Source organism: Streptomyces sp. NBC_00259, assembly GCF_036181745.1.
GTDB lineage: Bacteria > Actinomycetota > Actinomycetes > Streptomycetales > Streptomycetaceae > Streptomyces > Streptomyces pratisoli.
Genome location: NZ_CP108080.1, coordinates 7,896,165 through 7,920,787 on the forward strand (window position 1 = coordinate 7,896,165; position 24,623 = coordinate 7,920,787).

At 71.4% G+C, this 24,623-nt stretch carries 23 protein-coding genes and 2 pseudogenes; 8 read left to right on the forward strand and 17 right to left on the reverse strand.

Features of this window, described 5'->3' with window-relative positions:
- The first annotated feature begins 281 nt into the window (after positions 1-281).
- From OG766_RS35370 to OG766_RS35385, 4 genes are all read left to right on the forward strand, one after another.
- Entirely contained in the window at positions 282-653 is a 372-nt protein-coding gene (locus OG766_RS35370) for a hypothetical protein (RefSeq protein ID WP_266389423.1), read from the forward strand.
- A 267-nt stretch (positions 654-920) separates the two neighbouring features.
- A complete protein-coding gene (locus tag OG766_RS35375) occupies positions 921-1,376 on the forward strand; it encodes a hypothetical protein (protein WP_266389426.1) in 456 nt (151 codons plus the stop codon).
- 85 nt (positions 1,377-1,461) lie between these two features.
- Positions 1,462-2,175: an alpha/beta fold hydrolase gene (locus OG766_RS35380; protein ID WP_328727226.1), complete on the forward strand. Its 714-nt coding sequence runs from the start codon at positions 1,462-1,464 to the stop codon at positions 2,173-2,175.
- Between the two features lie 139 nt (positions 2,176-2,314).
- On the forward strand, positions 2,315-3,061 hold the full coding sequence (locus OG766_RS35385; RefSeq protein WP_328727227.1) for a VOC family protein: 747 nt from the start codon (positions 2,315-2,317) through the stop codon (positions 3,059-3,061).
- Positions 3,062-3,139: 78 nt separating this feature from the next.
- Here OG766_RS35385 and OG766_RS35390 read toward each other — a convergent pair whose 3' ends face one another.
- On the reverse strand, positions 3,140-4,240 hold the full coding sequence (locus OG766_RS35390; RefSeq protein WP_266389434.1) for a winged helix DNA-binding domain-containing protein: 1,101 nt from the start codon (positions 4,238-4,240) through the stop codon (positions 3,140-3,142).
- Between the two features lie 219 nt (positions 4,241-4,459).
- On the opposite strand from OG766_RS35390, the gene OG766_RS35395 reads away from it, so the two are divergent.
- Positions 4,460-5,254: an SDR family NAD(P)-dependent oxidoreductase gene (locus tag OG766_RS35395; RefSeq protein ID WP_266389437.1), complete on the forward strand. Its 795-nt coding sequence runs from the start codon at positions 4,460-4,462 to the stop codon at positions 5,252-5,254.
- A 52-nt stretch (positions 5,255-5,306) separates the two neighbouring features.
- Here the strand turns inward: OG766_RS35395 and OG766_RS35400 are convergent, their stop codons facing one another.
- Positions 5,307-5,900, reverse strand: coding sequence for a helix-turn-helix domain-containing protein (locus OG766_RS35400; RefSeq protein ID WP_266389439.1), 594 nt, complete (start codon positions 5,898-5,900; stop codon positions 5,307-5,309).
- A gap of 96 nt (positions 5,901-5,996) precedes the next feature.
- Here OG766_RS35400 and OG766_RS35405 point away from each other — a divergent pair, with 96 nt between their 5' ends.
- A complete protein-coding gene (locus OG766_RS35405; RefSeq protein ID WP_328727228.1) occupies positions 5,997-6,869 on the forward strand; it encodes a class I SAM-dependent methyltransferase in 873 nt (290 codons plus the stop codon).
- A 15-nt stretch (positions 6,870-6,884) separates the two neighbouring features.
- Here the strand turns inward: OG766_RS35405 and OG766_RS35410 are convergent, their stop codons facing one another.
- The 9 genes from OG766_RS35410 to OG766_RS35450 form a co-directional block, all read right to left on the reverse strand.
- Positions 6,885-7,571, reverse strand: coding sequence for an SRPBCC family protein (locus tag OG766_RS35410; protein WP_328727229.1), 687 nt, complete (start codon positions 7,569-7,571; stop codon positions 6,885-6,887).
- Positions 7,572-7,694: 123 nt separating this feature from the next.
- The gene (locus OG766_RS35415; RefSeq protein ID WP_328727230.1) at positions 7,695-8,807 is read right to left on the reverse strand and encodes an XdhC/CoxI family protein; all 1,113 of its coding nucleotides are present in this window, start codon (positions 8,805-8,807) and stop codon (positions 7,695-7,697) included.
- A complete protein-coding gene (locus OG766_RS35420) occupies positions 8,800-9,948 on the reverse strand; it encodes a vWA domain-containing protein (protein ID WP_328727231.1) in 1,149 nt (382 codons plus the stop codon). Before OG766_RS35420 ends, OG766_RS35415 begins: the two co-directional genes overlap by 8 nt.
- 5 nt (positions 9,949-9,953) lie before the next feature.
- On the reverse strand, positions 9,954-10,958 hold the full coding sequence (locus OG766_RS35425) for an AAA family ATPase (RefSeq protein WP_266389452.1): 1,005 nt from the start codon (positions 10,956-10,958) through the stop codon (positions 9,954-9,956).
- A 22-nt stretch (positions 10,959-10,980) separates the two neighbouring features.
- A complete protein-coding gene (locus OG766_RS35430; protein WP_328727232.1) occupies positions 10,981-11,835 on the reverse strand; it encodes an FAD binding domain-containing protein in 855 nt (284 codons plus the stop codon).
- Entirely contained in the window at positions 11,832-14,300 is a 2,469-nt protein-coding gene (locus tag OG766_RS35435) for a xanthine dehydrogenase family protein molybdopterin-binding subunit (protein ID WP_266389456.1), read from the reverse strand. Before OG766_RS35435 ends, OG766_RS35430 begins: the two co-directional genes overlap by 4 nt.
- A complete protein-coding gene (locus OG766_RS35440; protein WP_266389459.1) occupies positions 14,297-14,785 on the reverse strand; it encodes a (2Fe-2S)-binding protein in 489 nt (162 codons plus the stop codon). The genes OG766_RS35435 and OG766_RS35440 overlap by 4 nt, the downstream gene beginning before the upstream one ends.
- Before the next feature lie 206 nt (positions 14,786-14,991).
- Complete coding sequence (locus OG766_RS35445; protein WP_328727233.1) at positions 14,992-15,759, reverse strand: class E sortase; 768 nt, start codon at positions 15,757-15,759, stop codon at positions 14,992-14,994.
- A gap of 109 nt (positions 15,760-15,868) precedes the next feature.
- A complete protein-coding gene (locus tag OG766_RS35450) occupies positions 15,869-17,347 on the reverse strand; it encodes a glutamate-cysteine ligase family protein (RefSeq protein ID WP_266389464.1) in 1,479 nt (492 codons plus the stop codon).
- Positions 17,348-17,779: 432 nt separating this feature from the next.
- Between OG766_RS35450 and OG766_RS36825 the strand changes: the two genes are divergently transcribed.
- Positions 17,780-18,403 carry a lamin tail domain-containing protein gene (locus OG766_RS36825; protein WP_443045587.1) on the forward strand — a complete coding sequence of 208 codons (624 nt, stop codon included), beginning with the start codon at positions 17,780-17,782 and terminating at the stop codon, positions 18,401-18,403.
- A gap of 192 nt (positions 18,404-18,595) precedes the next feature.
- On the opposite strand, the gene OG766_RS35460 is transcribed toward OG766_RS36825, so the two are convergent.
- The 4 genes from OG766_RS35460 to OG766_RS35475 form a co-directional block, all read right to left on the reverse strand.
- Complete coding sequence (locus tag OG766_RS35460; protein ID WP_328727234.1) at positions 18,596-19,495, reverse strand: aminoglycoside phosphotransferase family protein; 900 nt, start codon at positions 19,493-19,495, stop codon at positions 18,596-18,598.
- A gap of 63 nt (positions 19,496-19,558) precedes the next feature.
- Positions 19,559-21,205, reverse strand: a complete 1,647-nt coding sequence (locus tag OG766_RS35465) for an alpha/beta hydrolase (RefSeq protein ID WP_328727235.1) — start codon at positions 21,203-21,205, stop codon at positions 19,559-19,561.
- A gap of 218 nt (positions 21,206-21,423) precedes the next feature.
- Positions 21,424-21,792: a hypothetical protein gene (locus OG766_RS35470; RefSeq protein ID WP_328727236.1), complete on the reverse strand. Its 369-nt coding sequence runs from the start codon at positions 21,790-21,792 to the stop codon at positions 21,424-21,426.
- Between the two features lie 30 nt (positions 21,793-21,822).
- The gene (locus tag OG766_RS35475) at positions 21,823-22,104 is read right to left on the reverse strand and encodes a zinc ribbon domain-containing protein (protein ID WP_423247149.1); all 282 of its coding nucleotides are present in this window, start codon (positions 22,102-22,104) and stop codon (positions 21,823-21,825) included.
- Positions 22,105-22,133: 29 nt separating this feature from the next.
- Here OG766_RS35475 and OG766_RS35480 point away from each other — a divergent pair, with 29 nt between their 5' ends.
- Positions 22,134-22,649, forward strand: a complete 516-nt coding sequence (locus OG766_RS35480; protein ID WP_328727237.1) for a DinB family protein — start codon at positions 22,134-22,136, stop codon at positions 22,647-22,649.
- A gap of 21 nt (positions 22,650-22,670) precedes the next feature.
- On the opposite strand, the pseudogene OG766_RS35485 reads toward OG766_RS35480, so the two are convergent.
- Both OG766_RS35485 and OG766_RS35490 read right to left on the reverse strand, forming a co-directional pair.
- Positions 22,671-23,546: pseudogene (locus OG766_RS35485) on the reverse strand (IS5 family transposase); the annotation flags it as partial.
- A gap of 55 nt (positions 23,547-23,601) precedes the next feature.
- Positions 23,602-24,617 (reverse strand): annotated as a pseudogene (locus tag OG766_RS35490) (RNA-guided endonuclease InsQ/TnpB family protein); the annotation flags it as partial.
- Between the last annotated feature and the right edge of the window lie 6 nt (positions 24,618-24,623).

Here is a 24,623-nt window from a genome sequence, read left to right on the forward strand (position 1 = left end):
AGGCCCGGACCTGCGTAGCCAGTGACGTCGGATGAAGCGCGTGACGGTATGGCGCTGGGCGGGGTGGTGCGCATTGCCCAGCGGGTGCGAGGCCGACCGCGGAAGGGGTCGCCGGCCGAGCGGAACGCGAGCCGTACAGAGGAGCAGAGGACACCGACGAGTCTGTGGGCCCATGAGATCATCGTGTCCGCAGCCCTGGCGCTGTCGTCCTGCCGGCCAAGGGCTGAGCGGCTCGACCGGAGCACTGGCGACACCGAACTGCGGCACCTGGGGGAATGGGCATGGGGTACAGCGGGACAACGGAAGTGCGCCGGGAGCGTACGCGTGCCGAGCGGCTGACCGAAGGGCTGACCGTCGCCCTGGCATCGGTCCTCTCGTTCGGCCTGATGGCCGGCCCGGCAGTGGTCTGGGGCACGACCTCCTGGCACCTGGTCACCGACACCGGCAGCAGTGCGTTCAGCCGGCTCTCGGCGCCGGTGATCTTCCTCGCCCTCGTGGCGCTGCCGCTCGTCCTCGCCCGCGTGGTATTCCGCTTGGGCCGGCGCAAGGGCAGGGAGCGACTGACGGCGGCGGTCCCGGCGGTGCTGACGCTGCTCGGCGCGTCCGCCGTAACGTTCGCGGCTCTGTGCCTGATCTTCGTGTATGCGGACTGACCTCCGGGCCGACGGCTGTAATCCTCTGTACGCGCCTTGGTCTCAGGGGCGCTCGGAGGGGGAGCACTCATGCGATACAGACGTCGTAGTGCCTTTGCGGCGGCGGTACTACTGGTCACGGCCTTGACGGGCTGCTCGGGAAGCAGGAGCGCTGCGGCGCCGACCTCCTCGGACGTCGCCGCCTCCACGGCGTCGCCGTCTGCCTCGCCTCCGGACCTGACCGAAGTCGACAATCGGACCCGCGCCGCCCTCATGGAGTCGGTGGCCATGGAGGACGACGCCCCGGGCGCCCAGGGCCTGATGCTGGCCGAGGTCTGGCCGACCGGCGCGGCCTACGCCTGGGAGACCGACGACCGGCGCCTGTGCTGGGCCTCGCTCGCCGAATCGGGATCCTCCACGCGGGCCTGTGCTTCCGAGCCATTGACCCCTCCCGTCAAGAGCCCGAAAGGGGTAGTCCCCCTCGCAACCCTCTTCACCGACGGGTGGGTACGTCTCTTCGCTGCCGATCACCAAGAGGTGACCTCTGCGACCTGCGACGGCACGCCCCTGAAAGTCCGCCGGGTCGGCACCGTCGCGGGCGGGGCCCGGACGCTTTACGCCGTGAGGTTCACCGACTACACGACGGGCAACATCACGCTGCGGCTGAACTACAAGGGCACGACGTCCGAGGCCCCCTTCTCGCTCGGCGACATCGGCGACCGCACCTGCGCCGAGACCCTGTAGTGGCGCCTTAGTGTTGGTGGAGGGCTGGTTCGGCCGTGGGTGAACCTGGCTTCTGCCGCGGGAGGGTCGCCGGTACCGTCCCGGCATGGCTGATCACCGCTTGATCGACGTTGGAGGCGTCCGGCTGGCCTATGAGGTCTCGGGGCCGCCGGACGCCCCGCCGCTCGTCATGTTGCACGCGCTGGGCGAGGATGCCACGGACTGGGACACCGTGGCCCCTTCCTTCGCGCGCAGCCGGCGCGTCTATGCCCTCGATCTTCGCGGTCACGGCCGGAGCGATTGGCCAGGTGAGTACTCGCTGCAGCACATGCGCGACGACGTGCTCGGCTTTCTGGACGCACTGGCACTCGACCGCGTGGATCTGGTCGGGCACTCGATGGGAGGGATCGTTGCCTATCTGCTCGCCGAGGACCACCCGCAGCGTGTGGCCCGGCTCGTCCTGGAGGATGTCCCCGTCCCACGCCCTCGGGAACAGACCACTCCGACCAGGCCGGAAGGGAAGCTGACGTTCGACTGGGACATGGTGCCGGCCATCAGGCGGCAGATCGACACCCCGGATGCGGGATGGCTGGAGCGCCTCAGCAGGATCACCGCCAAGACCCTTGTCGTGGCCGGCGGGCCACGCAGCCACGTGTCCCAGGAGGGCATCGTCGAGTTGGCCCGTCGTGTTCCTCACGGGCGAGTCGTCACCATTCCGGCCGGGCACTTGATCCACAACGCTGAACCGACGCAGTTCACGAAGGCCGTTCAGACGTTCCTGAAGTCGGATGAACAGCCCTGCCCTGCATCGGAAGCATGAGAGCTCGGCAACTGCCGGCTCCGGACGGCGCGGAACTCACGACCGTTTCCCATGTGCGGTGGGCGGGGCGAGAACTCGAACTCGGCTTGATGGGCGTCCTGCTCGCGGGCGGTTTGCGGCGGCGCATAGGATCGTCGGCATGGCACTGCGACCTGCTCAGGTGAACATCAAGGCTCTTGATCACTCGGCGGTCGGCCGGTTCTGGGCGGAGGCGCTCGGCTGGAGTGTGTTCAGCGGGGCGTCCGGGGTGACCACCTACGTCGGACCCGCCGGCGACTTCGTCTGGCCGGACCCGGTCGCCGTCGGCATCGACGTCGTTGCCGTCCCGGAACCCAAGACAACGACGAAGAACCGGGTGCACCTCGATCTCGCCACCACGTCCGCGGCCCATCAGACGGAGTTGGTCGCGCGCCTCCAGGCTCTCGGCGCGACGCCCGCCGACGTGGGCCAGCGCGACGTCCCGTGGACGGTACTCACCGACCCGGAGGGCAATGAGTTCTGCGTGCTGGAGCCCCGGGAGGTCTACCGGGACACCGGGCCGATCGCCGCGGTGGTGGTCGACTGTGCGGATCCGCGGGCCATGGCCGGGTTCTGGGGTGAGGCGACGGATTGGACCCTGCATGAGGAGACCGACGATCATGCGACGCTGCGCTCCGCCAAGGGTGTCGGCCCGTATCTCGAGTTCCTCCGTGCACCCGGCGTGAAGACCGTGCCGGACCGCGTCCATCTTGACCTGCTGCCGTACCCCGATGACGACAAGGCAGCGGAGGTGGCCCGGCTGCGAACCCTCGGCGCCACCGACCTCGACATCGGCCAGGGCGACGTCCCGTGGACGTGCCTGGCCGACCCGGACGGCCACGAGTTCTGCGTCCTCGCCCCGTCCTGACGCGGAGCCTTGACGACACCCCGACACCCCGACACGTGAGCCGTGCGGTCCTCATGCGCATGAACTCGGGTGTGCTCCTCAGCTTTCGGCGCAGGCGTCGAGCCGGGTGTGTTCGATGCCTTCGTCCAGGAAGACGGTCAGGCGTTGGGCTTCGGCGTGGATCGATTCCTGCTCGGAGGTGGTGAGAGGGCGCAACGGGGAGATGTGGAGCCGCTGGTCGCGCACGCTCCAGGTGGCGGTGACACGTCCGTCGACGAGGACGGCGCGGTGGCCCGCGACGGAGAGGCCGAGGTGGGCGTCATCGACGATGCGGCTGCGGTCGTGGTAGCCGAGGAGCGCGTTGTCGAAGGCCGGCAGGAACCGGACGGGCGCGGGGGTATCGGGGTGCGGGCGCGGGGCGTCGGGCAGGTCGAGGAGTTCGCGGCCGCGTTCGTCGCGGAAGGTGACGAGCTCCTGGCGGACGGCCTTGATGGCGGCGGGAAGGCCGGCGAGACCGCACCAGGCGCGTAGGTCCGTGCTGGACGCGGGTCCATAAGCGGCGAGGTAGCGCCGGACCAGCTGCTGCCCGACCGGATCGCCGTCGTCGTCGGGCAGCGGATCGATGTCCCGCCCCAACCAGGTGGCCAGGGGCAGATTCTGCACGCCTGCCCGGGTGTGCCACAGGCCGCGGGGCGGGAGCTGAGCCATGGGGACAAGGGCCGCGACGAGAAGTTCGCCGAGCACGCGGCGCGGTGGGCCGGGCCAGCGGACTTCGAGCGACTGGACGAGCTCGGCCATGGTGCGGGGCTGGTGGTCGGCCATGACCGCTCGTCCCGCCTCGGCCACCTCGTCCAGGTCGATGCCGGCGAGTTCACGCCGATAGGTGCCCAGCACTCGCTGACGCAGCATGGCGTCGTGGCGGGCGCGCCAGGCCAACGCGTCGTCGGCGGTGACGAGGTGGACGGTGCGGCGCATCAGGTGCGTGCGCACCACCGTCCGGCCGGTCAGCGCGTCATCCAGTTCACCGGGCTTGAAATCGGCCAGCCGGGACCACAGGCCGATGAAAGGCTCCTGTGGTTCCTGTGCCTGCAGGCCGCACAGGTGCGCCACGGCGTCTCGCACCGGTGCGTCCGTGCGGTCCAGCAGGTGCTGGCGGGCGAGGGTCGCGCGGTTGAGAGCGCGTGTGTCAAGGACAGTCATGGGACTCTCGGAGTGTGGCCTGCTGCTGGGCGGGCGCCGGTGCAGGTCAGGGTGGGTGAGTGGAGGGTGTGCAGGAGACGCCGGCGTTCGGTGCATGCGCGCCGGACCGCCGCGTGACTCCCGAAGAGCCACCGTCCCAGGAGTAGAGGACAGGCTGTGTCCTCATGCGTCCGCGTGGCGCAGGGATTCGCAACCGCCGGTCATGGCAGCGTGAAGCACGTGCACATCGATCTGAGCGGCCGGACCGCGATCATCACAGGCTCCTCCCAGGGCATCGGACTCGCCATCGCCGTCGGACTCGCACAGGCCGGCGCCAGAACGGTCCTCACCGGCCGCGACGAGGAACGACTGGCGCAGGCACGGCAGCGGCTCGTGGACGAGGCGCCCGCGGCGGAAGCGATCGCCGTCCGCTGCGACCTCGGCACCGAGGAGGGTGCCGGAGAGCTGCGGACGGAGGTTCCCGAGGCGGACATCCTCGTCAACAACCTCGGCATCTTCGCCCCGGCGGACCCGCTGGAGATCACCGACGAGCAGTGGCGCGCGTACTTCGACACCAATGTGCTGACCGCCGTACGCCTCATCCGCGCCTATCTGCCCGGCATGCGGCAGCGTGGCTGGGGGCGCATCCAGAACATCGCCAGCGACTCGGCGCTCGTGATCCCCGCCGAGATGATCCACTACGGAATGTCGAAGACGGCCCTGCTGGCCGTCTCCCGCGGCTACGCCAAGGCAGCCGCGGGCACCGGCGTGACGGTGAACTCGGTGATCGCCGGCCCCACCCACACCCCGGGCGTCGAGGACTTCGTGTACGACCTCGTCGGGCGCGATCGCTCCTGGGACGAGGCCCAGCGCGAGTTCATGCGCCTGCACCGCCCCCAGTCCCTGCTGGGCCGGCTGATCGAACCGGCGGAGATCGCCCATCTGGTCGTCTACCTCAGCTCGGAGCAGGCGTCCGCCACGACCGGGGGAGCGGTCCGGGTCGACGGGGGATACGTCGACTCGATCGTTCCCTGACCTCCGCGCGACGCGTTCCGCCCGACGGCGGAGCGCCGGTGTCGCGCCGTGGTCACTTCGGCGCCGGGCGCGCCCGTACGTGCATCCGCTCGCCCTGCGCCCCGAACAGGGACAGGAACTCGACGGGGACTTTCCCCGCGTTGGCGAAGCCGTGCGGTGTGCGGGTGTCGAACTCCGCGGCCTCGCCCGCGCCGAGGACGAGGTCGTGTTCGCCGAGCGCCAGCCGCAGCCGGCCGGACAGGACGTACAGCCACTCGTAGCCCTCGTGCACCTTCTGCTCGGGCCGCCCGTCATCGCCGGCCTTCCGGGCGGGCATGATCAGCTTGTACGCGTGCAGGCCCCCGAGGTAGCGGGTCAACGGCACGAACGTCTGACCGTGCCGGGTGAAGGGGCGCGGGTTGATGCGCGCGTCGTCGCTGGTGGGCGCGCCGACCAGCTCGTCGAGCGGGACACCGTACGCCTTGGACAGCGGCAGCAGCAGTTCCAGGGTCGGCTTGCGCTGCCCGGACTCCAGACGCGACAGGGTGCTCAGCGAGATCCCGGTCGTCTCGCCGATCTGGGCCAGGGTGCTGCCGCGTGACTGCCGCAGGGCACGCAACCGCGGTCCCACAGCGGTCAGTACATCCGAGAGTTCGTCGTCAGGCATGCACCCATTGCCACTCCGGCAAACCCGTTTGTCAAGCCGGGCCCGACTCCGCCGGGCGCGGCCCCCGGTGGTGCTCCAGGCGCTTGGATGGTCTCCATGACCGATGCAGCCGAGCAGTTCGACCCCCGCGATCCCTCCGTACGGCAGATGATGCGGACCAACGAGGCCAACTGGGACGCACGGACACCCGTGCACCTCGCCAGCAGGTTCTACGGCGTGGACGGCGCGCGCGGGGACACCGACCCGGACCGCTGGTTCGCCGCCTTCGAATGGGACGACCTCGGTGATCTGACGCAGCGTGACGTGCTGCATCTGCAGTGCCATCTGGGCACGGAGACGCTCGCGTTCGCGCGTCGCGGAGCGCGCACCACCGGCCTCGACATCTCCGGAGCGTCCGTCACCGCGGCCCGGAACCTCGCGGCGGAGGCCGGCCTCGACGTCGACTACGTCCGGGCCAACGTCTACGACGCGGCGGAGGCGCTCGGCGAGGAACGGCGGTTCGACCTCATCTACACCGGCAAGGGCGCCCTGTGTTACCTGCCGGACCTGGACCGCTGGGCGGCCACCGTCGCCGGGCTGCTGCGGCCCGGCGGCCGGCTGTACCTCGTCGAGTTCCACCCGCTCCTCAACTCCCTCGGCCCCAAACCCGCTCCGGGCGAGGGCCCGGAACTCCTGCTGCGGCACGACTACCTCGGCGGCCGCGGCGCGGTCCGGCGCGACTCCACGTACACGTACACCGACGGCCCCGCCGTGCGGGGCGCGACCGAGAGCTTCGAATGGATGCACGGGCTCGACGAGGTGATCAACGCCCTGACCGGGGCCGGACTCGGCATCACCAGGCTGCGTGAGAGCGACGAACTGCCCTGGCCGCGCTGGCCGCACATGGTGCGCACCCCCGGTGGCTGGTGGCGGCTGCCCGACGGCGCTCCCCGGATCCCGCTGCTGTACGCGCTGCTCGCGCGGCTGTGAGCGCAGGCGAAGGGGTCAGTGCCGCCGCCGCAGGATCACCGCGACGAGAGCGGCCACGATCCCCGCCACCAGCGTGGCCGCCGCCAGGCGCTTGGCGACCGGAAGACCCGCGGTTCGTACGAGGTCGATCGGCTCGGCGGTCCCGGTGGCCCCGGCCGTTGCCTTCGCCGTCCCTCCGGCCGCCGCAGCGGCCGCGGGCTCTCCCGTGGCCGCCGGCTCTCCGGTGGCCGCCTCGTTCCCGGTGGTCTTCGCCACGGACGTCCCCGCGAGCTTGTCGGAGAGGCAGTCGGCGAAACGGCCGATGAGTTTGTCGCCCACCTCGGCCATCACCCCGCGGCCGAACTGGGCCGGCCGTCCCGTCACGGTCAGGTCGGTGAGCACCGACACGGCGGTGCCCTCCCCGGCGCCGGTGAGCGTGGCCGTGACGGTGGCGCGTGCCGTGCCCTGGCCGCGCACCTCCTTGCCGCCCGCGGTCAGCACCATCCGGCGCGCCGTCTCGTCCTTCTCGTCGAAGACCGCGGTGCCCCGGTACGTCAGCGTGATCGGGCCCACCTTGACCTTCACGGTGCCGATGATCGTCTCGCCGTCGTACTCCTCGACGGTCGCGCCGGGCATACAGGGCGCGACCCGTTCGATGTCGAGGAGTGCCCGCCAGGCCTCCTCGACCGGGACGGGGACGGTGAACTCGTGCCGCAGTTCCATGCTCCGCTCCTTCTCACGAGCCGAGGACCGGGCCGAAGACCGGACCGAAGTCCGAGGCGAGGTCCGAGCCGAAGTCCTGGCTGAACTCCGGACCGAAGTCCGGGCCCACGACGGTGCCCTGCCTCATATCGTCGCCGCCCCGGCGGGATGGATCGCCCCGGCCGTCGCCGTCAGCGGAGCGCCGCTCCCGCCCCAGCGCAGCGCGACGATCTCCGCCGCCACCGACACGGCGACCTCCTCCGGGGTACGGGCGCCGAGGTCCAGCCCGACGGGCGAGCGCAGCCGGGCCAGCCGCTGCTCGTCGAGCCCGGCCTCCCGCAGCCGCTTCACCCGGTCGTCGTGCGTGCGACGGCTGCCCATGGCGCCGATGTAGGCGGCCGGGCGGCGAAGCGCCAGTTCCAGCAGCGGCACATCGAACTTCGGATCGTGCGTCAGCACGCAGATCACCGTGCGCGCATCCGTCTCGGTCCGGTCCAGATACCGGTGCGGCCAGTCGACCACGACCTCCACGCCCCCCGGGAACCGCTTGGGCGTGGCGAAGACCGGACGGGCGTCGCACACCGTCACCCGGTAGCCGAGGAAGTCACCGATCCGGGCGACGGCGGCCGCGTAGTCGATGGCCCCGAAGACCAGCATCCTCGGCGGCGGGGCGAACGAGTGCAGGAAGACGGAGACCTCGTCCTCGCGGCGCTGCCCCTGCGGCCCGTAGTGCCGAAGCCCGGTCGCACCCTGCGCGAGGCCGCCGCGTGCGTCGGCGGTGACCGCCGCGTCCAGGCCCGGCGAGCCCAGCGAACCGGACACCCTGTCCGTCCATACGGCCAGCGCGGCACCGCGCGGCGCCGGGCCGTCGACCACGGTCGCCGCCGTCACCGGACGGTGCCCGGCCACCGAGTCGGCCACCGCGCCGAACACGGTGTCGGCGCTGGGCGACACCGGCCGCACCAGCAGGGTGATCTCCCCGCCGCAGGTCAGCCCGACGGCGAAGGCGTCCTCGTCGCTGTAGCCGAAGGTCTGCAACCGTGCCTCGCCGTCGGCGAGGACCTCTTTGGCCAGCTCGAAGACCGCGCCCTCCACACAGCCCCCGGAGACACTTCCCACGACCTCGTCGTCCGGGCCGACAGCCATCGCCGCGCCGGGGCCGCGCGGCGCGCTGCGGCTCACCGAGACGACCGTGGCCAGCCCGAACGGCTCCCCCTCCGCGTACCACCGGCCCAGCGCCGGCAGAATCTCACGCATCCTCCGCTCCTCTCACCACCGCGGCGAGGCGCTCCAGCGCCGCCAGACTGTGCCCCTCGACGAACGCGTCGACGCTCGGCAGGGCCGCCGCCATCCCGGCCGCGAGCGGCGCGTAACCCGGGCGCGCCTTGCGCGGGTTGGCCCACACCACCCGGTGCGCGAGCCGGTGCAGCCGGCGCATCTGGGCCGCCAGCAGCGCCGGATCGCCGCGTTCCCAGCCGTCGGACAGCACCACGACGACGGCGCCGCGGGCCATGCCCCGCTGTCCCCACCGGTCGAGGAAGGCGCGCAGCATCTCGCCGAGCCGTGTGCCGCCCCGCCAGTCCGGGACGGCGGCCGCGACGGCCGCCAGCGCAGCATCCGGATCCCGCCGGCCCAGCGCACCGGTCACCCGGGTCAGCCGGGTCCCGACCGTGAACACCTCCGTCGAGGCACGGGCACCCGGGGGACCCCGGTGTGCCGCGGCATGGGCGAAACGCAGCAGCGCGTCCGCGTACGGGGCCATCGAACCGCTCACATCCACCAGCAGCACCACCCGCCGGGGTTGTTCGGTGCGCGCCCGGCGCCGCAGCCTGGCCGGTTCGCCTCCCCGGCGCAGCCACTCCCGTACCGTCCGCCGGGGATCCACAGCGCCGCGCCGGGCAGGCCGAAGCCGGGCGGAACGCCGCGGCTCGCCGCGCAGCGCGAACGCGGCCAGCAGCCGTCGTACCTGTTCGCGTTCGGCGCCGGTCAGCTCGGCGACATCACGGTGGCGCAGCACCTCGGTGGAGCTGGCGAGCGCGGCCGCGGTTCCCTTGGGCCCCTCGTCCCGGCCGGGTCCGGCCCGAGCGCGGTCCGACTCCCGTACGACGAGCCGCGGCGCCGGGGGAGCGGGCACCGGACGCAGGCGCTGCCCGGGGCGCGCCGGGAGCCGCCGGTCGAAGTAGGCGGCGAACACCCGGTCGTAGACGTCGAGATCCTCCTGGCCGGCACACAGCGTGAGCCGCCCCGCCCAGTACACGTCCGCGCGCAGTCCCGGCCCGAGGACGTCGAGCGCCCGCAGGAACGTCTGCACCCGGTCGGGACCCGCGTCGAGCCCGGCCGCCCGCAGCGCACGCCCGAACCCCACCAGCACCGCGGGCCCGCCGGCGATCGTCGCCATCGCCCTCACACCCCCGTTCCCGCCGCACGTGTCGCGAGGACCGAGGACAGATCCAGTGCACGGGCCCGTTCCGCGTCCTCCCGGTACTTCAGCACCGACCCCAGCGTCGCCACGGCCAGCTCGGCGTCCACCTCCGTGGCCCCGAGCGCGTCGAGCGCCTCCGCCCAGTCGATCGTCTCCGCCACCCCGGGCGGCTTCATCAACTCCTCCGCCCGCAGGGCCTGTACGAGCGCGGTGACCTGCTCGGCGAGTCGCGCGGACACCCCCGGCAGCCGGCTGCGGACGATCGCCAGTTCCCGGGCGAACGACGGATGGTCGAACCAGTGGTAGAGACAGCGCCGTTTCAGCGCGTCGTGCACCTCACGGGTCCGGTTCGACGTCAGCACCACCACCGGCGGCGACTCGGCCCGCAGCGTGCCCAGCTCGGGCACGGTGACCGAGTAGTCCGACAACAGCTCCAGCAGAAACGCCTCGAACTCGTCGTCGGCGCGGTCCACCTCGTCGACCAGGAGCACCGACGGCCCTGGCCGCAGGGCCTGCAGCAGCGGCCGCTCGATCAGGAACCGCCGGTCGTACAACTCGGCCTCCAGCCGCTCCGCATCGGTGACCCCGGCGGCCTCCGCGGCCCGCAGATGCAGCAACTGGCGCGGAAAGTCCCAGTCGTACAGCGCCTGCGAGGCATCGATCCCCTCGTAGCACTGCAACCGGATCAGCGGCGCGCCCAGCAGCTGCGCCAGCGCCCCCGCGAGCGAGGTCTTCCCGACCCCCGCGTCCCCCTCGCAGAACACCGGCCGGTGCAGCGTCAACGCCAGGAAGCAGGCGATGGCCAGCCCTTCGTCGACGAGGTAGCCGACACCCTCCAACCCTCGCCGGACCTCCTCCGGGCTGCCCGGCGCACCACCGGCGGCTCCGTCCCACCGCGGCACGCCGCCCGAGGGCCGGCCAAGGGCTCGGCCCGGCCGCGCCCCGTCGTCGCCCGCTTCCCTCGCCGGCCCGGTGGTTCCGCTCATCGGCGCGGCACCCGTCACGTCGTCACGCCGATCCGGCGGCGGCCAGGACCGCTCGCCGGGTGAGCACCCGGGCGAGGTGCTCGCGGTACTCGGCCGAGGCCGACAGGTCCGACGTCGGACGGGTGCCCTCGGCCGCCGCCACCGCGGCCCGTGCCACCTCCTCGGGACCCTCGGCGCCCGCGAGGGCCGCCTCCGCCGCAGTGGCCCGCAGCGGCGTCGAGCCCATGTTCGTCAGGCCGATGCGTGCCTCGGAGATGCGGCTGCCGTCCGCACGGACGAGGACCGCGACACCCACCGCCGCCCAGCCCTGGGCGACCCGCTGGAACTTCTCGTAGTGGAAGCCCCAGTCGCCGGACTTCGGGATCCGCACCTCCACCACCAGTTCGTCCGGGCTCAGCGCGGTCTGCAGATAGTCGGTGAAGAACTCCCGCGCCGGGATCGTCCGCCGCCCTCTCGGGCCCGCGGCGACCAGTTCGCCGTCGAGCGCGAGGACGACCGCCGGCAGATCGGCGGCCGGGTCGGCGTGGGCGAGCGAGCCGCCCAGCGTTCCCCGGTGCCGCACGGCGGGATCGCCGACCGTCTCCGTCGCCCGCACGAGCAGCCCGGCGTGCCGGCGCACCAGCGGGTCGGCGATCACGTCGTGATGCGTGGTCATGGCGCCGATGACGAGGGTGTCCCCGTCCTCCCGGACGCCCCGCAGCTCCGCGATCCGCCCCAGGTCCACCAGCAGTTCGGGGAAGGCCAGCCGCAGCCGCAGCATCGTCAGCAGACTCTGGCCGCCGGCCAGCACCTTGGCGTCCTCGCCGGCTTCCGCCAGTGCTCGTACTGCCTCGTCGACCGACTCGGGCCGTGTGTAGTCGAAGGCCGCGGGGATCATGCCATCCCCTCCTCGCTCGGGGCGGGTGCCTGCCCGGTCGTGGGTACGTCGCCCTCCGGCCGCGCAAGGCCCGGGGCGGACCTTCCACCCGCCGCACGCGCCTGCCGGACGGCCCGCCAGACCCGCTCCGGAGTGCACGGCATGGGCACGTCGGTGACGCCCAGCGGCCGCAGGGCGTCGACGATCGCGTTCACCACGGCCGGCGTCGAGGCGATCGTCCCGGCCTCACCGACGCCTTTGACGCCGAGCGGATTGGTCGTGGCGGGCGTCTCGGTGCGCTCCGTGGTGAACTCGGGCAGGTCCATCGCCGACGGCACGAGGTAGTCCGCCATCGTCCCGGACACCAGATTGCCGTCGGCGTCGTACACGGCCTCCTCGTACAGTGCCTGCGCGATGCCCTGGGCCAGACCGCCGTGGACCTGTCCCTCGACGATCGTCGGGTTGATCACCCGCCCCACGTCGTCGACGCAGACGTAGGAGCGGATGCGTGTCTCCCCGGTCTCCGTGTCGATCTCGACGGCGCACAGATGGGTTCCGTGCGGGTACGAGAAGTTGTCCGGGTCGACGACGTGTTCGGCGTTGATCGTGGGCTCCATGCCGTCGGGCAGGTCGTGCGAGGAGAACGTCTCGAAGGCGATCTCCTGGATCGTGCGCCGCGCGTCCGGCGAGCCCTTCACGGAGAACACGCCGTCCGTGAACTCCAGATCGCTCTCGCTCGCCTCCAGCAGATGCGCGGCGACCCTTCTGGCCTTCTCGACCACCTTCTGGGCCGCCGTGTGCACCGCCACACCGCCGACGACCAGGGAACGCGACCCGTAGGTGTCCATCCCCTGCGGCGCCGTGCGCGTGTCGCCGTGCACCACCTCGACGTCCTCGAACGGCACACCGAGGACGTCCGCCGCGATCTGGCTCCAGCACGTCACATGGCCCTGCCCGTGCGGGCTGGTTCCGGTGACGACCTCGACCTTGCCGGTCGGCAGCATGCGGATGCTCGCGGTCTCCCAGCCGCCGGCCGCGTACCGCAGGTCCCTCAGCACCCGGCTCGGCGCGATGCCGCACATCTCCGTGTACGTCGACACGCCGATGCCGAGCCGTACCGGGTCGTCGCGGCGCAGTCGCTCCTGCTGCTCGGCCCGCATACCGTCGTAGCCGAAGAGCGAGAGCGCCTTGTCGGTCGCCGCCTCGTAGTTGCCGCTGTCGTAGGTGAGTCCGGCGATCGACGTGTACGGGAACTCGTCGTGGCCGATCCAGTTGCGGCGGCGCAGTTCCAGCGGGTCCATGCCCAGCTCCGCCGCGAGCTCGTCCATGATCCGCTCGATCGCGAACGTCGCCTCGGGCCGGCCGGCGCCGCGATAGGCGTCGGTGGGGGTGCGGGTGGTGAAGACGCCGGTGCAGGTGAACGCGTAGGCGTCCATCTTGTAGATCGCCGGGTACATGAACGCGCCGAGCAGCGGAGTCCCCGGCGTGATCAGCATCAGGTACGCGCCCATGTCCGCGAGGAGGTCGACCTTCAGGCCGAGGAGCTTGCCGTCCCGGGTCGCGGCGATCTCGACGTCCTGGATCTGGCCGCGGCCGTGATGGGTGGCCAGATAGCCCTCGGAGCGGGACTCGGTCCACTTCACCGGTCGTCCCAGCTTGCGGGCGACGGCCAGTGCCACGGCCTCCTCCGGGTACACCTGCAGCTTGGAGCCGAAGCCTCCGCCGACGTCCGGAGCGATCACCCGCAGCTTCTGCTCGGGGATGCCGGTGACCATCGACATGAGGATGCGGACGATGTGGGGGATCTGCGTCGCGGAATAGAGGGTGTACTCACCGGATGCGGCGATCGGCGTCACGACCACGGCGCGCGGCTCCATCGCGTTGGGGATCAGCCGCTGCTGGAGGAAGCGCCGGCGCACCACCACGTCGGCCCGCTCGCGCACGGAGTCGTAGTCCTCGCCGGTGCTCAGCGGCCAGACGTAGCACTTGTTGGTGCCCTTGTCCGCGTGGACCAGCGGGGCCCCTTCGGCAAGAGCGTCCTCCAGATCGAGGACCGGGTCCAGCGGGGTGTAGTCGACCTCCACCGCCTCCAGCGCGTCGGCCGCCGCGTACCGGTCGCGGGCGACCACCACGGCCACCGCGTCCCCGGCGTAGCGGACCTCGTCGACGGCGACCGGCGGATGATCCGGCATCACGATGTCCTCGGTCACCGGCCACACGCACGGCATGGACGCCAGGCCGTCCGCGAGGTCACGACCGCTGTAGGCGGCGACCACCCCGGGCCGCTGCCGTGCCGGTTCCACGTCCACCCGGTCGATGCGCGCGTGTGCCATGGGGCTGCGCAGCACGGCCATGTGCAGCATCCCGGGCACGCTGATGTTGTCGGTCCAGGTCGTCTGCCCGGTGACGAGGTGGGCGTCCTCCTTGCGCGCCCGGGCCCGGCCCACCTCCCGCTCGCGTGTACCGTCCGTCGGCTGCGCGGTCATGCCGTGGCCTCCTGTTGCGGCTGTTCCGCGCGGGCGGCTGCGAGCACGGCCTCGACGATGTTCTGGTAGCCCGTGCACCGGCAGAGATTGCCCTCCAGCGCGTGGCGCACCTCGTGGGGAGTGGGGTGCGGGTTCTCCTTGAGCAGATCCCTCGCGGCCATGATCATCCCCGGGGTGCAGTAGCCGCACTGGAGCGCGTGCTTCTCGTGGAAGGCCTTCTGGAGCGGATCGAGTTCCCCGTTGCCCGGGCCGAGCCCCTGGACGGTGGTCACCTCGCAGCCGTCGGCCTGGACGGCGAGCACCGAGCAGCTCTTCACGCTCTGCCCGTCGAGCTCGACGGTGCAGGCCCCGCAGTTGCTGGTGTCGCAGCCGATGGGGGTTCCGGTCAGGCCCAGGCGGTCCCGCAGGTAGTGGACCAGCAGCAGCCGCGGCTCCACGTCGTCTTCGTAGGCGACGCCGTCCACGGTCACCGAGATGCGGTTCATGAGCCCTCCCAGGTGCCCGTGCAGCGCCCGGGCAGGGGATACCGACCAGTTTTGTCTGATATGTCCAACTCTAGGTCTGGGCAACATGCCCCGCGACCCCGTCGCTTGCGGTCCCCGCCGCGTCCCGGCCCGGTTCGCGGCCTGAGCGCTCGGCCTCGGCGCTCGTCCTCAGCGCTCTTCCTCGGCCTCCGTCGTCGGCCAGGGCCTCAGCCCGCGGCCGCACGCACCCCCGTGAGCACGCCGACCCGGTCGATACGGTGCTCGGGATTGCTCCGGTCGTCGCGCCAGAAGTTGCCGGCCGCGTTGTCCTCCGGCGTGGCGCAGGTGGAGATCGTGATCATCGCCTGTGTCGGACGCTTCCCCGGGGAGCCGGGCACCGCCGCCCGCTGCTCGGTGAGGGACCGGGCGGAGCGGAAGGACGTCTTCCTGCTCTCGGTGATCCGGTACTCGTAGACCTTGCCGCCGTACGTCACCAGGACCGCATCGCCGACCCGGACGGACGGCAGCTCGCGCAGCGGTCCGCCGGCGGACAGGCGATGGCCGGTCACGAGGTAGTTCCCGATCTCCCCGGGGCCGACACCGCCCTGCTCGCCGTAGGGGCTGGCGGCCACGCCGCGGTTCTGGATCCGGGTACCGGGCCAGTCGTCGGTGGTTCCCTCGTACGGGACGACACGCAGGTCATCGACGCCGATCGACGGGATGTCGACGGAGGCGGGTCCCGTACGGCCGGCGGTCTCGCGGGGCGCCGGGCTCGGGGTGGTCTCGGTGAGCGCCGCGCCCGGGGTGGTCGCCACGGGTGCGGGCGCCGGCTCGACGGCCGCCGTCACCGCCGGTGCGGCGGCGGCCGGCGCCGCGGGCTTGTCGGAGGAGCCGGGCGCGGGGGAGCAGCCGGCCAGCAGGACGGCCAGGGCGACGGCCGGTGCTCCGGTGAGGACGGCGGGGAATGCGGGGAAGGCGGCGCGGGAACGGTGCATGGGCGCTCGGATCCGTAGCGGGGACGCATCGAGCCACGGCCCGCCGGGCCATGGCCATCTCCACGAAGGTAACCGATCGCGTGTTCCCATGCCGTCCGCCCGCAGCGGGTCATTCGACGGGCCAGGTGTGGGCGGGTGCGTTGAGGTGCATGAAGGCGATGTACTGCTGTGTCATCCGCCGCAGCGCCTCATGGTGCGTGACATGCGCGGTGCCGTCGATGTGATGGAACATCTCCGCCTGCCACACGGCGCCGTTACGGCCCGTGACACACCGCTGCTCGATGATCCCCAGCAGTGGCTCCCGCCACGCCGCGTCCATGCCGGACTGCTCCAGCCCTCGGTGGGCCAGCGGGAGCAGGCGGCGCAGTACGAGCTCGGCGACCGGCACCTCGCCCATGCCGGGCCAGTACAGCCGCGCGTCGATCCCGTGCCGCGCCGCGGTGTGCAGATTCTCCTCCGCGGCCGAGAACGACATCCGCGACCAGACCGGGCGCTCCTCCTCGACCAGGGCGCGGGTCAGCCCGTAGTAGAAGGCACCGTTCGCCAGGACGTCGGCGACCGTGGGGCCGGCGGGCAGTACCCGGTTCTCGACCCGCAGGTGCGGCTTGTCGTGGGCGACGGCGTACACGGGCCGGTTCCAGCGGTAGATCGTGCCGTTGTGCAGCGTGAGTTCGCCCAGCTGCGGTATGTCGCCGCCCTCCAGGGTCTCCATCGGGTCCTCCTCCTCGCACAGCGGCAGCAGCGCGGGGAAGTACCGCACGTTCTCCTCGAAGAGGTCGAAGACGCTGTTGATCCAGCGCTCGCCGAACCACACCCGCGGCCGCACCCCCTGCACCTTGATCTCCTGGGGGCGGGTGTCGGTGGCCTGCTCGAAGAGCGGGATGCGGGTCTCGCGCCACAGTTCCTTGCCGAACAGGAAGGGCGAGTTCGCGGCGAGGGCGACCTGTACGCCGGCGATGGCCTGTGCCGCGTTCCAGTAGCCCGCGAACTCCTCCGGCGAGACCTGCAGATGGAACTGGGTGCTGGTGCAGGCCGCCTCGGGGGTGATGGTGTCCGCGTAGGTCCGCAGCCGGTCCACACCGTCCACCGAGATCCGCAGATCCTCGCCCCGGGCGGCGAACACCTGCTCGTTCAGCAGCCGGTAGCGCGGATTCTCCGACAGCGCACTCTCGCCCACGTCCTTCTGCCGCAGCGTCGGCAGTATCCCGATCATCGCCAGATGCGCCCCCACCTCCGCGGCCCGGTCCTCGGCGTGGTTGAGCGCGTCCCGTATCTCCTGCTCCCAGTCGTCGGGCCCTCCGGCCGTCAGCCTCCGCGGCGGGATGTTGATCTCCAGATTGAACCGGCCCAGCTCGCTCGACCAGGCCGGATCCGCGATCGCCTCGAGCACGTCGCTGCTGCGCATCGCCGGCTCCCCCGTGCTGTCCACGAGGTTCAGCTCGATCTCCAGGCCGACTTGGGGCCGTTCCGACTCGAAGCGTGCCTCGCGCAGCATCAGCGCGAAGGTGTCGAGGCACTGCTGCATCTTGTTCCGGTACCGACGGCGGTCGTCACGGGTGAACACGAGCGCCGGGACGTCTCGTCCCATCGGCCCTCCTGGGGTTTCTCGGGCCCGCACCTCTACACAGGGTCCCACTCCGTGGCGTGACCGACCAGCGAGGTGCCGACGAGGGTGCCGCGCGGGCAGGTGTCGGCGTTGCTGTTACACGGCGTCGCAGCCGTTCGTGGTCTGCGGGTGGGGTGGCGTGGGGGGTGGCGTGGACGGCGGGCAACCGCTTGTTGTTGATGCTTGTACGGGTCGCTGTAGCGCGCAGGTGATTCGTCCCGGGGGTGCTCGCGCGGTCCGTGGTCCATGCAGCGGAGAGTTACGGAAATATCCGCATTTCGTAACACGGGGTGGTGTGTGCGCTTATGGGCGGATTCGCCAGGTCAAGGTGTGTGCCTCGGCACCGGCCGAGAGCATGTTCCGCTCGGCGGCCCGACGGAGGGCCGCCGAGCACCGAAGTGAGAGGGCATCTTCATGTCTGCTTCTCGTAACGCCCGTCGTCTCGTTGCGGCGATCCTGGCGTCCGGCGCGATGGTCGGCGCGATGGCTCTGCCTGCCTCCGCGGACAACGGGCACGACCGCCACGGCCGTGATGACCGCAACAGCCGTCAGCACGACGACCGCGACCGCCGCGACGGGCGCGGTGACCGCGACGGCCGTGGTGACCGCGACGGGCGCGGCGACCGTGGTGACCGCGACCGCCGGGACGGCCGCGACGGCCGCGACGGCCGTCACCACGACGACCTGCGTTCGTCCGTCGGCATCAGCCAGGTCCAGCACAACAGCCCCGGCCGGGACTTCCGCTCGAACCGCAGCCTGAACGCGGAGTGGGTCGAGGTGACGAACAACGGCCGCCGGGCGGTCAACCTGGACGGCTGGACCCTGACCGACCGCGACGGCAACCGGTACCGCTTCGACGATGTGCGGCTCGCCGGCCGCTCCAGCGTCCGGGTCCACACCGGCCAGGGCCGCGACACCCGCCGTGACGTCTACCAGGACCGCCGCCGCCAGATCTGGGACAGCCGCGACACGGCCACCCTGCGCGACGCCCGGGGCCGCGTCGTCGACACGGAGTCCTGGGGCCGCGGACGCCGCTAGTCCATGTCCGACAAAGGGACCCAGCGGTGACCGCGCCGGCGTGAGGGCGTGGTCACCGCCCTATTCCCTCCCGTACCCCGCTCGGTCCTTCCACCCGTCCGGTTCCCGACAGGTGGACGGACCGAGCGGCTTCTGCGTTCGTGGGCGCCAGGGCGCGGTACGGCTCGAAAGCGCCCTCTCCCGCCCCCTCGGTCAAGAGCTCCGGCCGAGGTCGGCGACGACCTCCCGGACGACGTACCGGGCGATGTCCGCCATCACCGGGTTCGATTCCCGGTAGTACCGGAGTTCCATCAGCGCGATCGACAGCGCCCAGCCGCGACCTCTCACCCAGGTCGCGTCATCGACGTCCAGGGCGGCGCGGAAGACGTCGCGCGCGCCTGCGGGCAGCACGTACCACGCCACGATCAGGTCGACGGCGGGCTCTCCCAGGCCCAGGCAGCCGAAGTCGATGACGGCGCCGAGCCGTCCGTGGACCAGCAGGAGATTCCCCGGCTGGAGGTCCGCGTGGACCCACACGCCAGGGCCTTCCCACGCGGGGGCCCGCAGTGCCGCCTCCCATGCGGCGCTCGCCGCGCCGGTGTCGACGATCCCGTCCAGATCCCCGATCGCGCGGCGGGTCGCGGCGTCGCGCTCGGCCAGGGGTTCACCGCGGTACGAGGCAGGCGCGTCCACGGGATCGATACGGTGCAGCGCGGCGACGAACTCCGCCAGATCACCGGCGAGCGCCCCGGGTTCGGCGAGCCGGCCGACCACCGGGTTGTCACCCTCCAGCCAGCGGTACACGGACCAGGGCCAGGGGTATCCCTCGGCGGGCACGCCCTTGCCCAGCGGTACGGGGACGGCCACCGGGAGCGGCGGGGCGAGCCGCGGCAGCCACCGGTGCTCCTTCTCCACGTCGCCGGCGGCTCCTTCGATGCGGGGGAGCCGTACGACCATGTCCTCGCCGAGCCGGAACATGGCGTTGGACGTGCCGGCGGAGTCGATCGCGGTGACGGGAAGATCCGCCCAGCGCGGAAACTGTGCGCCGAGGAGCCGTCGTACGAGGGACACCTCGATCCGTGCTTCGTCGGCGTGCATCGTCCGAGCGCCCATGGGGTCCTTCCGAACTGGGGTACGAGCCCTCGATGCAAGCCGCCACGGGCGCGGGCCGTCAACTCATTTCCCGCCGCGTGAGCCGGCGGCGCGTGCCTGCCCGGCCGTCCCGCCGCCGCCGCTGTCGATGCCGCCGTTCGGCCGGGGCTTGGCGAACGGCACCACGTCCTGTCGGCAGGTGGCGCCCACCGGAGGAAGGACGCCGTCGACGAAGTACCGGCTCTCGTACGCGTCGACGCAGAGGCTCGGGTTGACGAGCGACGAGTGTCCGTAGCCGTCGACCGTCAGCAGGCGGGCGTCGGAGAGGCGGCGGGTCATCGCGAGGGCCCCTCGGTAGGGCGTCGCCGGGTCGTACCGGGTGTTGACCACGAGAACAGGGTGGGCCGTCGGGCGGTTCCACGGTCCGGTGTAGGAGTCGGCGGCGGTCACCGGCCAGGTGGCGCACGGCTCACTCGCCCAGGCCACGGCACGTCCGAGGTCACCCGCCCGGGCACGGCTGAACTCCTCCAGGGCGGGGTAGCGCAGCGGGTCGCGCGGGTTGGGGCTCTCGGCGCATCGCACCGCCTCGATCTGTTCGTACCCGGGGTACGTCAGGGGGCCGTCAGGAGACGGCGATTCCTCCGGGGCCCGCCACTGCCACAGGTCCTGCAGCGTGGCGGCCATGGCGGACCACTGCGGATCGACGGCGTAGAGGTTGCTGAGCAGCGTGGTGATGGTCCTGGCGTACGTCCAGGTGCCCTGTGCACGCTGCTCGAGGCGCCGCATGAGCTGCTCGAACTTGGTGCGCGTCGCCTCCGGGCCGCCGGCGGAGAAGTCACAGCGGTCGGCCGTGGCGCGACCGCACAAGGTGAGGAACTGCTTCAGGGTCGCGGCCGAGCCCAGGTCGACCTCGTCGCGCAGGAACGTGGACAGGCGCGGCTCGCTCTTCGCGCCGGAGTTCACCCAGCCGACGGGGTCGATGTTGCCGTCCAGGACCATCGCGCGGACCTTGGCGGGAAAGAGGTTGGCGTACACGGCGCCCAGGAACGACCCGTAGGACACCCCGAGGTAGTTGAGCTGCGGGTCGCCCACCGCCTGGCGGAGCCGGTCCAGATCACGGGCCGTGTCGGTGGTCGAGACGTGCCGCAGCAGCTGCGGATCACGCTGTTCGCAGCGCCGGCCCAGGTCGGCGTACGCCGCGATCCAGGTCCGTTGTTCCTGCTCGCCCACGGGGAAACCGGAGGGTATGCGCTGCTGCCAGTCGACGGCATCCTCCGGAGTGCCGAAACAGCGGACGGCCGTGCTCGCGCCCACGCCGCGAGGGTCCCAGCTGACGACGTCGAAGCGCTGCCGAACCTGCTCGGGGAACAGGTCGTACCACACGGGCAGTGCCTCGGTGCCCGCTCCGCCGGGGCCGCCGGGGTTGAAGAAGACGGTGCCGATGCGCGTTCCGGGGCCGGTCGCCTTGCGCTTGACGACCGCCAGCTCGATCGTGCGCCCGGCGGGCTCGCGGTGGTCCAGCGGCACCTTCGCGGTCGCGCATTCGAAGCCGGCCGACTCCGGGCAAGGGCTCCACTCCAGCGGGGCGACGGGACCCGACGGGGCTGTCCCGTCCGCCGGTCCGGGGCGTGGAGCGGGCCCCGGACCGGTGAACACGGTCGTGAGGATCACGGCTGCCGCGGTGGCCGCGGCGTAGCGCCCGCGACCCGGTGTGGAACCAGGTATGTGCATGCTCGTCCTTTGCCGCCGCGACACCGGGCGTCGTCTGCCGTCAAGGGCGTCCGTCCCGATATCACTTCGGCTCGCACGGGCATGCAACCGGCCTGCCGCCGAATGGCCGTCACCCGTCAGGCACAGTGCGGCACCTGAGGCTCCGCCACGACGGCGCGGCTTCGGAGGGCGGGCTCCCCGTCAGCACCCCGCACGCCACACCCGTTCAGCCGCCGCGCTTACGGTTCCAGCCACCACGGGCTCGTGCAGGCCACGCCGAGGTCGTTGCAGGGGTGGCCCTCCGGTCCCGGCTGGCCGTTCGGCTGTGAGGGGTCGGAGACACGCAGCACGACCCACGCACCGTCCTCGACGTCGAGCGGGACGGTGAACGTGGCCGTCGCGCCGGACGTGGTCCCGATGACGTCGACCACTTCCGGCGCGTCGGTGCCGGGGTGCAGCACCTGGATGTCGAGCGGCTTGCCGGCCCAGTCGGCACCGCGGTCGAGGTCCACGGCGAAGCTCACGTCGCCGGAGGCCAGCGGCAGGACTCCGCCCATCTGCACCCCGTTCGCGGTGGCGTGGCGTCGAGACGCAGGCCCGATTGACATCCTCTCCCTCCTGAAGGGGGAGATTCCCGCCTACCGCGCCGCTGAAGGCTGCGGTGTCGAGTGGGTTCCTGCTTCGCCGCGCGGTGCCGGGACGAGTCCCGGTCTTATCAGCGCTCCACAGGCTGACACGGCCAGTCCGGCCGCCTTGGCTACGTTGACCGCCGCGTTGATGTCCCGGTCCAGAACCGCCCCGCATGCACCGCATGTCCAGACACGAACGTTAGGGCCTGTCCGGCGGATCTTGCCAGGCTCTCCCCGAGCAGAGCCGGTGCTGTGGAACTTGACGGTGCTTCCGATCAATTGGGTCGACACCCGTTCCGAGCTGCGGGAAACTCCTCGCGATGACTCAACGAACCGACACCCCTCCTACGTGGGACGAGCGTACGCAGCTGGTCACCTTCCTGGACTACGCCCGTGACACCGCGCGAGCCAAGTGTGCGGGCGTGTCCGCCGAAGACGCCCGCAAGGCCCCGCTCCCGAGTTCACCGCTGATGACGTTGTGCGGGCTGATCGGGCATCTGCGGTGGGTCGAGTACTACTGGTTCCAAGTGATGTTTCTGGGCGAGGAGCTCGCGGGGCCGCTCACCGAGGCGACCGAGGATGATCCCGACCCTGAGATGCGGACAGCAGTCGACATCCCGTTGCCCCAGCTTCTTGCCGAGTACGAGGAGCAGAGCGCCCGCTACCGTCGCCTGGTGTCCGACCACGACCTGAATTCAACGGCCAAGCGTCCCACCAGCGACGGCCGCCACGTCGACCTCCGGTGGGTGATCCTCCACCTCATTGAGGAGACGGCCCGCCACAACGGCCACCTCGATGTCGTGCGTGAGCTCGTCGACGGGCGGACCGGCGCCTAAGACCTGTCGTGCGGGTTGCGAGCGGAGCCACAGCCGGATCGCTGCCACGGTGACTGTGCCGTGGAAGACGTAGGCCCGCTTGTCGAACCGCGTGGCCACGGCACGGAAGTTCTTCAGCGCATTGATCGTCCGCTCGGCTTCGTTCCTCCGCTTGTAGATGGTCTTGTCGAAAACGGCAGGCCGTCCGCCCTCGCTGCCACGACGTTTCCGGTTGGCTCGCTGGTTCTTCGGCTCGGGGATGGTGTGCTTGATCTGGCGCCTGCGCAGGTAACGGCGGTTTCGCCGGGAGGAGTACGCCTTGTCACCGCCGAGATGCGCCGGCCGGGTGCGAGGGCGGCCTCCGCCAAGCCGGCCGACGCGGACGCGTTCCATAACGGGGATGAGCTGCGGGGCGTCGCCCCACTGGCCCGGAGTGATCAACAGGGACAGCGGGCGACGGCCGCCTTCACCAGCGAGATGGATCTTGCAGGTCAGTCCGCCCCGGGAGCGTCCGAGTCCCTCGTCGGGGCGGTGCTGCCGGGGCGTGCGTCCTTTCCCCGGCACCCGCGGGGGTCTTCTTCGCGCTCCGGCAGCGTGCTGGTGGGCCCGGCAAGTAGTGGAGTCCACGCTCACCATGGACCAGTCGATGCGGCCTTCCGCGTCGGCGTCGGCCAGGACGGACGCGAAGAGCTTGTCCCATGTGCCGTCCGCCGACCAGCGTCTGTGCCGCTCGTACACGGTCTTCCACTTCCCGAAGCGCACAGGCAGATCCCGCCACGGCACCCCGGTGCGATTCCGGTACAAGATCCCGTTGATGACCATACGGTGGCCAGCCCAACGGCCGCCGCGCTGCTCGGACTTCGGCAAATGCGGCTTCAGCCGGGCCCACTCCTCGTTCGTGAGATCTCCCCGCTGCATGAACACGCCAACGAACGGATCTCCCGGAAGTCACATGATCCGCCGGACAGGCCCTAAGGGGCTTGGGGCCATCCTTGACGCCGCACTGCGAGCACACCTGAGACGTGGGCTCGAAGCGGCCGATCCGTACGAAGATGCGCCCGTACCGAGCAGCCTTGTACTCCAGCATGTGCACGAACGCGGACCATCCGGCGTCGTGGACCGACTTGGCCAGGCGCGTGCGGGCGAGTCCCTTCACCGCCAGGTCCTCCACGGCGACCGCTTGGTTCTCGCGGATCAGCTGGGTGGAGAGCTGGTGGTGGAACTCGCGGCGCGCGTCGGCCACCCGCGCATGCGCGCGGGCGACCTTCAGCCGGGCCTTGTCCCGGTTGCGGGAGCCCTTCACCTTGTGGGAGAGGGCGCGCTGCGCCTTTTCCAGACGCTTCTCGGCCCGGCGCAGGAAGCGCGGGCTGTCGACCTTCGTGCCGTCGGAGTGGACCGCGAAGTGGCCGAGGCCCAGGTCGATGCCCAGCTCGGGCGTCGTCTCCGGCATCACCTCGGACGGGCCGGTCTCGACGACGAAGGAGGCGAAGTACCGGCCCGCGCTGTCCTTGACGACCGTCACCGTGGACGGCGTCGAGGGCAGCGTGCGGGACCACTTCACCTTGAGGTCGCCGATCTTCGGCAGGCGCAGCTTCTGCCCCAAAGTGATGGACCAGTGGGCGTTCGCGGTGAACCGGACGGCCTGCCGAGTGTCCTTGCGGGACTTGTACCGGGGTGCCCCCATCCTCGGGCGCTTGCCCTTAAGCCCGTCGAAGAAGTTCTTGTACGCCGTGTCCAGGTCGCGGAGGGACTGCTGGAGGACGACGGCCGACACCTCGCCGAGCCATGCTCGCTCGGGTGTCTGCTTGGCCTCGGTGATCAACGTCTTCGACAGGTGTCCGGTCTTCGGGAACGGCATGCTTCACTGCGGGCGGTCTCCCGAGCGCGAAGCGCGTCGTTGTAGACCACTCGCGCACACCCGAACGCCCTCGCCAGCGCTGACCGCTGACCGGCACTCGGGTACAGGCGGAAGCTGTACCGAAGCTGCACGCCGAT